The sequence below is a fragment of the Lysinibacillus sp. G01H genome (assembly GCF_028872195.1).
GTDB classification, from domain to species: Bacteria; Bacillota; Bacilli; order Bacillales_A; family Planococcaceae; genus Lysinibacillus; species Lysinibacillus capsici.
Window position 1 is genome coordinate 4,042,224 of sequence record NZ_CP118397.1, and the last position, 11,399, is coordinate 4,053,622.

Sequence of the window (11,399 nt, forward strand, 5' to 3'; positions counted from 1 at the left end):
TCCTATGCGTGATTGTCTTCTTTTCCTGTCACATATTTTTTATTGAATAAGAATAGTTTCATCAATAAATAAAGTGAAGGAAGAAGAAGACACAGTCCTAAAATAAATGCGATAACTAAAGCGATCGCCATTTGCGTGCTTGTAAAGCTATCGTAAATGGTTAAATACGGATACAGTAGGTATGGATATTGAGCTATTCCATAAGCAAAGAAGGCTACGGCAAATTGAGCAATCAGAAGCCCAACTGCAAGTCCGTACTTTTTACGCATGGCAATGAGTACGACTGTGACAATAAATAAGACAGCTGAAATCGCAAACATCCACCATAAATTCACCATATGACTGTAGCTCTCAGGGTTGATGGATTTCATTTCATACATAATGCCAAGCGCACTAATCATTAGCGGTGCTGCCCACACAAGAGCATATTTTCTCATCAGTTTCGTTGCTTCGCTATCATTTGCTTTATGTGCGTACCATGTTAAAAATACGGCTGAAATATACAATACAGCAGCGATACTTAGTACCACAATGCTCCAAGCAAATGGACTTGTATATAAAGTCCAGTAGTTCAGCACAGGCTGCCCATCAATTACATCAACATAGCCTCCACCAGCAATGGCAAAGACAACGGATAAAGAAGCGGGAATTAATAAACCTGCTACACCATATGTCAGTGTATATCCGATATGGCCTCGTGTACCATACGATTCAAAGGCATAGTAGGAGCCTCGAATTGCCAACAGTACAAGCGAAATACTAACGGGCACAAGTAAAATCGTTCCGTAATAAAAAGCGGTTTGCGGGAAAAATCCTACGATTCCTACAAAGAAGAATACTAAAAAGACATTGGTAACTTCCCAAACAGGCGATAAATAACGTTTAATAATATTTGTTAAAATATGATTCTTTCCAATAAGTAGGCTATATGCATTAAAGAAGCCAGCACCAAAATCGATTGATGCGACTATGACATAGCCAAATAGGAATATCCATAATACTGAAATACCTAAAATCTCTAACGTCATAGGATGTCACCGCCTTTTTCAGAGTGGCGATCTTCAATCTCGCGTTCGATTGGGTTATTTTTAAACATTCTTACCAATACGACAATACTTCCCACTGCTAATACTGCATAGACTCCTGCGAATAAAAGCAACATTAAATCCACATGGTCGCTCGTCGTAGCTCCTTCAGGTGTACGCATTAGTCCATAAAGTATCCATGGTTGACGTCCAACTTCGGCAAGCCACCAACCTGCTTCAATCGCGATAATTGATAGTGGTCCTCCCGCTACGATAATCCATCTATACCATCGTGAATGAATAAACTGCCAGCCCCGTGCTTTCCCTACAACATAAAGTAATGAAACTAGCACCATAAACATACCAATGGAAACCATGATATCAAAGAGATAGTGAATATAGAGTGGCGGTAGATCCTCTTCCTCAAATTGATCTAAGCCGATTACCTCTGCATTAGGATTAAAATGTGCAAGAATGCTTAAAGCATACGGAATTTTAAGAGCATATTTAACTTCTTCTCCATCTAAGACACCAAATAATACAAGTGAAGCCTTACCTTCTGTTTCAAAATGCCATTCTGCTGCGGCTAGTTTTTCGGGTTGATATTCGGCTAAGTATTTTCCTGAAAAATCTCCAATCACAGCGGCTGCAATGGAGAAAATCAAGCCAATTTTCATTAATAAAAGTAGTGATTTTTTATGGTATACATGCTTCGAACCTTTTAACATCCTAAATCCTGCAATAGCTGCTAGCACAAATGCCGATGTCATGTACGCTGTCACAAGTACATGTGCAACCTTTGTTGGCATGGCAGGGTTAAACATTGCAAGAAAAGGTTGAATATTAACAAGTTCTCCATCTACGATATCAAATCCTCTTGGTGCGTTCATAAAAGCGTTAACGATTGTGATAAAGACTGCCGACATCGATGCTCCGACAGCAACAGGGATTAACAGAAGCATATGCTTTTTCTGACTATCAAAGCGATCCCAAGTATATAAATAGATGCCCAAGAATATCGCCTCAAAGAAAAATGCAAACGTTTCCATAAAAAGTGGTAACGCAATTGTTTGACCAGCGAGTTGCATAAAATTAGGCCACAATAATGATAGTTGTAAGCCGATTGCGGTTCCAGTTACCACACCGACTGCTACAGTAATGACAAAACCACGGGCCCAACGTCTTGCCATTAAGATATAATGTTCATCATTCTTTTTATACCCAGTCCATTGAGCAATCATAATCATTAACGGGACACCCACACCAATTGTTGCATAAATAATATGGAACGATAATGTTAACTCCGTTAATGCTCGGCTCCAATAGACCGCTGATTCATTAATCATCTCATTGCCCCCTTAACTTCCAAATATTCTTCCAAGAATAGAAAGTAGCATAATGATTGCAACACCAAAGCTTAGCCATATAAGCTTCTTTTCTTGTGACTTATACAAAGGCAACACTTCCTTTCCCTTATCCATACCCCCATTTTCCACTATTCCAACGAAAAAAACCTTAATAACGGACCGAAATTTCAGTCTATTATTAAGGTTTCAAATTTTGTTCAAGTAATATACGCACATTTGCCAAACATTTTTCTAATTTCATTCACAATCTTACTTTTAGAGCTTAGTTTATGGGATTTAACCAGTTTTATTCTAGTGATGGAATTTTAAGTTAAGAGGATTTGGAGTGGTATACTTACCTTTTAGAGCGCTTTTTACTTCCTTTGGAGCGGCTTCCTCATCTTTTTGATCACTTTTCACTTCATTTGGAGCGGCTTTCTCACCTTTATGAGCACTTCAATCGCCTTCTCTAGAGGAGTCCTCACCTTTTGAAGTGTTCTAACTAGACATCTTTTCGAGTGAAGTCACCTAACTTCAAGCAACCAATCATATAGAAATACAAAATAAAGCTCATCCTCAATAAAATCGGATGAGCTTTTCGGGTTCATTAAATATGGTCTTCCTCTCGAATATCTGCGAGTGGAACAAAGATTTCGATGTGACGCTTTAGGTTTTCAAATGTAGCGGGAGCGTCTCCGCCATATTCGCCATCGAGGTTAAGGTGGACCTCATTTTCTGTAGTAACTTTGACAACGCTAGCTTTTTTGTAGATGACACGATCATCATTTAAATGTTCGCCTCTTAATGCCATAGCAGCTAGTTGAATAAATTCAGGAAGACTTACCTTCTTTAGCACTATTAAAGTAAAGTAACCATCATTAATGCTTGCATCAGGAGCTAGTTTTTCAAAGCCGCCTACTGAATTCGTTAACCCACATAGGAACATCATAGCGTCGCCATCAAATACTTCGCCATCATATTCAATGCGCATATGTGAGGCTTTGATGGATGGAATCATCTCAACTGCCTTTACATAATAGGCTAACTGACCAAGCATTGTTTTCATTTTGCTTGGTACTTCGTAAGTTAGCTCTGTAATACGTCCGCCAGCAGCAATATTGATGAAATAGCGTTCCCCATTTAAGAGACCAACATCCACTGGTAATGTGTCGCCTTGAATAATAATGTCTACTGCCTCTTCAATATTTCGAGGGATATGCACGGCACGGGCAAAATCATTTGTAGTGCCCATTGGAATTAGACCAACTTTCGGACGGTTTTCAAATGGACTTACACCTGAAACAACTTCATTTAATGTGCCATCTCCACCAACTGCGATGATGATATCAAAACCGCGTTCTACCGCATTTTTTGCTGCAAGCGTTGCATCACCTTCACATGTTGTTGCGTGACAGGATGTCTCATAGCCTGCTACCTCTAGTTTTTCCAACACCTCTGGTAGATGTTTCTTAAACACTTCGCGTCCAGATGTAGGATTATAAATGATTCTTGCTCGTTTCATAACATACCTTCCTGCTTCATAAGATTCTACTTCATTCAACGATTTATAGGTTGAAATGTTGCAATACTCTTGTTATTTTTGTAATGCTTCTGTTACTTGCTTCTTAAAGTCCTCATAAACATATGTCCAATATGTTTGATTGGAGATATTTTCCTCACGAATTTCTGCATAAAGAGTCTTTTGTGCCTCTTCAAAGGTTGGATCTTCTTTATCTGGTAAGCTTGCTCGTTTCGTTACGACGAACTCTTGTAATTCTGGTGCACGTGGTCCCCATTTTCCAATCACATCTCCTGCATCATCTAACAATAGATAAATCGGAATTGCACGGCCACCGTTTGTTAAATAACGATCAATTAGCTCTGTATCAGCATCACGGAAAACGGTACGCATATCTAATCCTGCTGCTTCAGCAATACGACGAATAATTGGATTATTTAACATTGCGTCTCCGCACCAATCCTCTGTAATTGTTAAAATTTTAGGTTGTTTTTCTTTTAATAACCCGATAAAACCATCGTTTGTTGGTACTTCAAAGCCATCATAAATACGAAAGCTTTCTTCTTTTAACGTCGTCATGTTCTCCATATATTGTTGTATTGATATAGCTTCATTAAAATACTGTTGTTCTGTTTTCATTGGCTCGTCCCCCTTATTATTGTCTATTCTATATTTTGCTATGAATACTCTTTTTAAACAACTATTAAGTTTCGTAAAATGCAAATTTGTTACATTTTTGAAAATTAATAGCCGAGGGAGCAATGAAGCTCTCTCGGCTATTATGTTACAACGAGTATTATCGTTTGGCAATTTCTTGTTGTAATAATTTATTAACCATTGGTGGGTTAGCTTGACCTTTTGTTGCCTTCATAATTTGACCAACTAAGAAGCCAATCGCACGGTCTTTACCATTTTTGAAGTCCTCGATAGATTGAGCATTGTTATCTAAAACTTCTGTTACGATTGCTAGTAATGCACCTTCATCAGAAATTTGCACTAAGCCTTTTGCTTTCACAATATCCTGCGCAGAGCCGCCATTTTCTACTAATTCAGCAAATACCTTTTTACCGATCTTAGAAGAAATTGTACCGTCCGTGATTAATTTCACCATTTCAGCAAGGTTTTCTGGTGTTAATGCAGTATCTTTTAGATCTTTTTGCTCTGCGTTTAAATAAGCAGAAACATCACCCATTAACCAGTTAGCAGAAAGCTTAGCATCTGCCCCCTTTGCTACCATTGCCTCAAAGAAGTCTGAGATCTCTTTAGAGATAACAAGAACTCCAGCATCATAAGGTGTTAAGCCTAGTTCTTCAACATAGCGTTTTTTACGAGCATCTGGAAGCTCTGGAATTTCAGATTTCACACGCTCTAACCATGCATCATCAATTGAAAGACGAACTAAGTCTGGCTCTGGGAAGTAACGGTAGTCATCTGTTCCCTCTTTAACACGCATTAAAATTGTTTTACCTGTTTTTTCATCAAAACGACGTGTTTCTTGCTCAATCACGCCACCGGATAATAATACATCTGCTTGACGTAATTCTTCATGCTCTAAACCACGACGAACATAGTTGAAGGAGTTCAGGTTTTTAAGCTCTGTTTTTGTACCAAATTCTTCTTGACCATAAGGGCGAAGAGAAATATTGGCATCACAACGTAGTGAGCCTTCTTCCATCTTACAATCAGATACGTCAGTATATTGAATAATCGATTTTAATTTTTCAAGATATGCATATGCTTCGTTTGGTGTACGAATATCTGGCTCAGAAACGATTTCAACAAGCGGTGTTCCTTGACGGTTAAAGTCAACTAGTGAATGGTCACCAGCATGTGAAAGTTTACCAGCGTCTTCTTCCATATGAAGACGCGTGATACCGATACGTTTTGTATAGCCGTCTACTTCAATATCGATCCAGCCGTTTTTACCGATTGGTTTATCGAATTGTGAAATTTGATAAGCTTTCGGATTATCTGGATAGAAGTAGTTTTTACGGTCAAACTTTGTTTCTTGCTCGATTTCCATATTGAGTGCCAGTGCTGCACGCATAGCGAAATCTACTACATTTTTGTTCAGGACTGGTAGGACCCCAGGATAGCCTAAATCGATTACTGTTGTATTTGTATTTGGTTCAGCACCAAAGTGAGCTGGTGCTGGTGAGAAGATTTTTGAGTTTGTCTTCAACTCAACGTGTACTTCTAAACCAATGACTGTTTCAAAGTTCATGTTATTTTCCCTCCCACATTTGAGGAACTTCTTTATGGAACTCAGTAGCTTGTTCAAAAGCATGAGCCACACGGTAAATAGTTGCTTCATCGAAATATTTACCAATTATTTGTAAACCTAGTGGTAGACCGTTTTCAAAGCCACAAGGAATTGAAATTGCTGGTACACCTGCTAAGTTCATCGGGATTGTTAAAATATCGTTTGCATACATTGTCATTGGATCATCAACATTTTCACCAATCTTGAATGCTGGTGTTGGAGCTGTTGGTCCAATGATAACATCAAAGTCTTCAAATACTTTATCATAGTCTGCTTTGATCAGTGTACGTGCTTGTTGTGCTTTTTTGTAGTACGCATCATACGTACCTGCACTTAGTGAGTAAGTACCTAACATGATACGTCGTTTTACTTCATCACCAAAGCCTTGAGCACGTGTTTCTTTATAAAGGTCCATTAAATTTGTCACGTTTTCTGCACGGAAACCATAGCGGATACCATCGAAACGAGATAGGTTAGAAGACGCTTCAGAAGAAGAAAGGATATAGTACGCAGCTAGTGCATATTTTGAGTGAGGAAGTGATACCTCTTCTACAGTAGCGCCTAAGCCTTTTAATACCTCTAATGCTGCAAGCACTGATTGACGAGCTGCTTCACCAACGCCTTCACCAAGGAATTCTTTTGGCACAGCAATACGTAAGCCCTTAACATCACCAGTAAGAGCTGCAGCGTAATTTGGCACCTCAACATTCGCAGAAGTCGAATCATTTGGATCTAATCCAGCGATAGCTTCTAGTAATAGCGCATTATCTTCAACATTGCGTGTAATTGGTCCAATTTGATCTAGAGAAGATGCGAATGCAACGAGACCAAAACGAGATACACGACCATATGTAGGTTTCATCCCTACAACACCACAGTAAGCTGCAGGTTGACGGATTGAACCACCTGTATCTGATCCAAGAGAGAATGGTACTTCACCAGCTGCTACAGCTGCTGCAGATGCACCTGAAGAACCTCCTGGTACGTGGTTTAAGTTCCATGGATTTTTTGTTGTTTTATAGTATGAGTTTTCGTTTGAAGAACCCATTGCAAATTCATCCATGTTTAATTTACCAACTGTAATCATGCCAGCTTCACGTAGCTTGTTGACAACAGTTGCATCATAGATTGGCATAAAGCCTTCTAGAATTTTAGAGGCACATGTTGTTTCTAAGCCTTCTGTTACGATGTTGTCTTTCACACCGATCGGTAGACCGAATAATGGTCCACGCTTTTCAAATGGTACTTTATCCATTTCAGCAGCTTGAGCAGTTGCTTTTTCTTCGTTTGAAGCAAGGAATGCTTGTACATCGCCATCAAGCTTTGCAATACGCTCGTATGCTTCTTTCGTTAAGTCAGCGATTGATAAGTTACCCGCTTTAATTTCTGCTTGTAACTCCTTAGCTGAACGTTCAAATAGCGTCATGAGGAATCCTCCTATGTTTTAGTATTACATGATAGCTGGTACTTTTACTTGACCATCTTCTTGTTCTTTTACGTTTAACATCATTACTTCTCGGTCTAAACCTTTTACTGCTACATCTTCACGCATTACGTTCACTAATGGTAAAACGTGCGTTGTTGGTTCAACATTTGTTGTATCCAGTTCATTTAACTGCTCCGCAAAGTCTGTAATTTTGCCAAGCTGTTCAGCAAATTTCTCTGCTTCTTCTTCTGTAATTGCAAGACGTGCTAAATTTGCCACGTGCTTTACTTCTTCTTTTGTTAATTTAGCCATTTTTCACACCTCCGAATACTTGTTCAATTCATTGTTTTTATTGATAACAATAGGGTTGAATAAAGTTAACCATGCCAATAATCATAACATTTTTCATTTTAAAAATCACAACTTTCACTAAAAATATAGAAACTTTCACTACTATAACAAAGTGTTGTCTCTATCATCCTGTTGTGTTCCTCTATTTCAATCCATTACCATAAAAAATATAGTCAGCACAAAGGCTGACTATATTAATCATAGATATGCACGTAAGGGTCCTTGTCATTGGCCTTTTTGATGATTAATGCCTCAGGACCATTCACTGAAGTAACACTCACTTCCACATGAATATTATCAAATTGATTGATTAAAATCCCTGTTAAATATTGCGTAAATCCTATTATCTCTGCTTTGCCGAAAAATTGGATTGGGATTTCAATCGAAAGATTTTGTATTTGTTTATTACGATAGAAACCAGTACCGATCACACTTGTATAGTTAGAAAAATATTTATCAACATCTTGTTTGAAGTTCTTGAAGTTATTGTTGACATCTCGGTATACATCTTGTGAATCATCTGTTGGGAACAAGACGTAATTTTCATCTATACCTTCCCAATCAGCGATGCTGTTCTGCCCAGCTTTTGCTACACCATAGCTAAAGTATGTCCCTGGAATAATTTGATTACGGGCTTGCTGCTTAAACAAACCGACCACAATCGGTACATCCTTTAACTCTTCACGTGAACGTAAACGAGAAACGATTTCAGCAGCCATTTTTTTGCCTTGCTCAATAAGAGTAGACTCTGAAATTGGTTCCTCGTAATATTCCCCATACTGTTCTTTTTGATAATAATAGATAGAATTTAAGGCAAGACCGATTGAAATCCCACCTAGTTTCACTTTATTATCCTTCGTTTTTGTTAAGTAGTTTTGCTCTACAATATGGGATAAATAAACTGGAGCCTTTGTTGCTCGCTCCTCAGGTGTCATTGTGTCTGTTGTCGGTGGATTTAATCCATCCTCTGTTTGTGAACTACGAGCAAGCCAAGAGCTTACTGTACTTTCAGCTAAATATTGACCTTCTTGGAAGTAGTAGTTTTCTGTGTCGAACTCATTTTGAGATAAACGCATTAAACCTGATTCAACTTCCTTCATATCATATTTCGTATAAATGTTAGAAACCACTAGACCTCTACTTGCACTCTCTTTATAAGGGATAAGCGTCTTATAATAAGATTCATCAATTTGTATGCTTGGAATAATTGTTGTTTCAGCTTTTTCTTTCTGTTGCGTTTCCTGTGTAAGCTCTGTCTCCTTCTTGTCAGAAGGCACACAGCCGACTAGCATTGCAGCAGCTACGATTGCTGGAATGAGTCGAAAAGACTTCATTATTTAGTGCTCCTTTACTAATAGTCAATTTTAGGTCGACGAAACTACTCGACGCCTTGATGTAACGATTGTGCACCAGATATCGCTTCCTATTCATAAAAAGGGAGGATATCATGCACTTATTAGATGAGGTTAAGTTGTTCAATTAAGTTATCTTCAGTCCAAACTTCGATACCCAATTGCTCAGCCTTTGTTAGTTTAGAGCCTGCATCCGCACCTGCGATCACTAGATCTGTTTTTTTGCTGACACTACCCGTGACTGTACCACCTAACTCTTCTATTTTCGCTTTTGCTTCGTTGCGTGTCAATTGCTCAAGTTTACCAGTTAAGACAATTGTTTTACCTGCAAAAGGACTATCACCTATCGCCACTTCTACTTTTTTACCTTTGTATGTCATATTCACGCCTGCATCAGCAAGACGCTCAATGACTGCTCGTGCATCTTCATTTGAGAAATACTCCACTAACGATGAAGCCATTTTATCTCCAATTTCATAAATTGCCACAAGCTGCTCCTCTGTTGCAGCCATCACGGCTTCCATTGAACCAAATTCCTCTGATACGATTTTGGCTGCTTTTTCACCAACATGACGAATTCCTAGTCCAATTAACAAACGCTCCATCGAATTTTCCTTCGATGCTTGAATAGCATTTACTAAATTAGTTGCTGATTTTTCGCCCATACGTTCCAATTCCACAAGTTGCTCCACCGTTAAATGATACAGGTCAGAAACATCATGTATTAAATCTGCACGCAATAATTGCTCCACTACTTTATCCCCAAGACCGTCAATATTCATCGCGTTTCGAGAAACAAAATATTTTATGCTTTCTGCGATTTGCGCAAAGCAGGCAGGATTTACACAGCGCAAGGCAACTTCGCCTTCAATACGAATCAATTCACTATCACAAACAGGGCAATTTTTTGGCATGACAAAAGGGACTGAATCCTCAGGACGTTGTTCTATAAGCACACCTACAACTTGGGGAATAATGTCACCAGCTTTTCGAATAATAACTGTATCTCCAAGACGAATATCCTTATCTCGAATTAAATCTTCATTGTGTAAAGAAGCACGTTGAACCGTCGTTCCCGCTACTTGTACGGGGGTTAAAATCGCTGTAGGCGTAACAACACCTGTACGACCTACTGTTAAATCAATATCAAGTAACGTTGTAACAACTTCCTCTGCCGGAAATTTGTAGGCAATTGCCCAGCGTGGACTCTTTGCTGTATAACCTAGTTCATCTTGCTGAGCATAACGGTCAACTTTAATAACAATTCCGTCAATCTCGTAAGCTAATTTTGGACGGTTTTCTGTCCAATGTTCTATAAAGGCCATTACCTCTTCAATCGTAGAGCATCGTTGGCGTTCTTTATTTGAAGGGAAGCCTAGGCCTTCTAAATAATCAAGCATTTCTGCATGACCGTCGATACCATATACTTCACCGTCTCCACCAATGGCATAGATAAACGTTGATAATTGGCGACTGGCCGCAATTTTAGGGTCTAATTGACGTAATGAGCCAGCAGCAGCATTACGAGGATTAGCAAACAACTCCTCACCATTGTCAGCACGTTGGGCATTTAAGTTTTCAAAAGATTTTTTCGGCATATATGCCTCACCACGTACTTCAATCGTAATGGGTTCCTTTAAACGAAGGGGAATCGCACGGATTGTCTTTAAATTGGCGGTAATATCTTCTCCTACCACACCATCTCCTCTTGTAGCCCCTTGTACAAACATGCCATTTTCATATTTTAATGAAATAGCCAAACCATCTATTTTCAGCTCACATACATAAGAAAATTGATCTCCGATAGCCTGACGTACTTTACGATCGAATTCTCGTAAATCCGCTTCATTAAAAGCATTTGAAAGACTAAGCATCGGGTAATCATGCGTCACTTTTTTAAAGCCCTCTACCACTGCTCCACCAACACGCTGCGTAGGAGAATCGGGGTAAATAAGGGATGGGTTTGCTTCTTCTAATACAATCAGTTCCTGTAATAGCTGGTCATAGACACTATCTGCTACGACAGGTTTATCTAACACATAATAGGCATAACCATATTCATGCAATAATTTATTTAACTCCGCTATACGCTGTTCTATTTCGTTCATTTACGTTCC

Annotated in this window: 9 protein-coding genes; all 9 read right to left on the reverse strand. The window is 38.9% G+C overall.

Annotated elements, in window-relative coordinates; all coding sequences use genetic code 11:
* Positions 1 to 2: 2 nt before the first annotated feature.
* Positions 3 to 1,028 carry a cytochrome d ubiquinol oxidase subunit II gene (locus tag PSR12_RS20615; protein ID WP_004225693.1) on the reverse strand — a complete coding sequence of 342 codons (1,026 nt, stop codon included), beginning with the start codon at positions 1,026 to 1,028 and terminating at the stop codon, positions 3 to 5.
* The gene (locus PSR12_RS20620; RefSeq protein WP_274770342.1) at positions 1,025 to 2,371 is read right to left on the reverse strand and encodes a cytochrome ubiquinol oxidase subunit I; all 1,347 of its coding nucleotides are present in this window, start codon (positions 2,369 to 2,371) and stop codon (positions 1,025 to 1,027) included. The genes PSR12_RS20615 and PSR12_RS20620 overlap by 4 nt, the downstream gene beginning before the upstream one ends.
* Before the next feature lie 607 nt (positions 2,372 to 2,978).
* Positions 2,979 to 3,893: a diacylglycerol kinase gene (locus PSR12_RS20625; RefSeq protein WP_274770343.1), complete on the reverse strand. Its 915-nt coding sequence runs from the start codon at positions 3,891 to 3,893 to the stop codon at positions 2,979 to 2,981.
* Positions 3,894 to 3,965: 72 nt separating this feature from the next.
* Positions 3,966 to 4,529, reverse strand: a complete 564-nt coding sequence (locus tag PSR12_RS20630) for a thioredoxin family protein (RefSeq protein WP_004225703.1) — start codon at positions 4,527 to 4,529, stop codon at positions 3,966 to 3,968.
* Positions 4,530 to 4,686: 157 nt separating this feature from the next.
* The gene (gatB, locus tag PSR12_RS20635; RefSeq protein WP_009374262.1) at positions 4,687 to 6,114 is read right to left on the reverse strand and encodes an Asp-tRNA(Asn)/Glu-tRNA(Gln) amidotransferase subunit GatB; all 1,428 of its coding nucleotides are present in this window, start codon (positions 6,112 to 6,114) and stop codon (positions 4,687 to 4,689) included.
* Position 6,115: 1 nt separating this feature from the next.
* A complete protein-coding gene (gene gatA / locus PSR12_RS20640) occupies positions 6,116 to 7,579 on the reverse strand; it encodes an Asp-tRNA(Asn)/Glu-tRNA(Gln) amidotransferase subunit GatA (protein ID WP_004225706.1) in 1,464 nt (487 codons plus the stop codon).
* 24 nt (positions 7,580 to 7,603) lie between these two features.
* The gene (gatC, locus tag PSR12_RS20645; protein WP_004225708.1) at positions 7,604 to 7,891 is read right to left on the reverse strand and encodes an Asp-tRNA(Asn)/Glu-tRNA(Gln) amidotransferase subunit GatC; all 288 of its coding nucleotides are present in this window, start codon (positions 7,889 to 7,891) and stop codon (positions 7,604 to 7,606) included.
* A gap of 233 nt (positions 7,892 to 8,124) precedes the next feature.
* Positions 8,125 to 9,264: a CamS family sex pheromone protein gene (locus PSR12_RS20650; protein WP_004225709.1), complete on the reverse strand. Its 1,140-nt coding sequence runs from the start codon at positions 9,262 to 9,264 to the stop codon at positions 8,125 to 8,127.
* Positions 9,265 to 9,386: 122 nt separating this feature from the next.
* Positions 9,387 to 11,390, reverse strand: a complete 2,004-nt coding sequence (gene ligA, locus PSR12_RS20655) for an NAD-dependent DNA ligase LigA (RefSeq protein WP_274770347.1) — start codon at positions 11,388 to 11,390, stop codon at positions 9,387 to 9,389.
* Between the last annotated feature and the right edge of the window lie 9 nt (positions 11,391 to 11,399).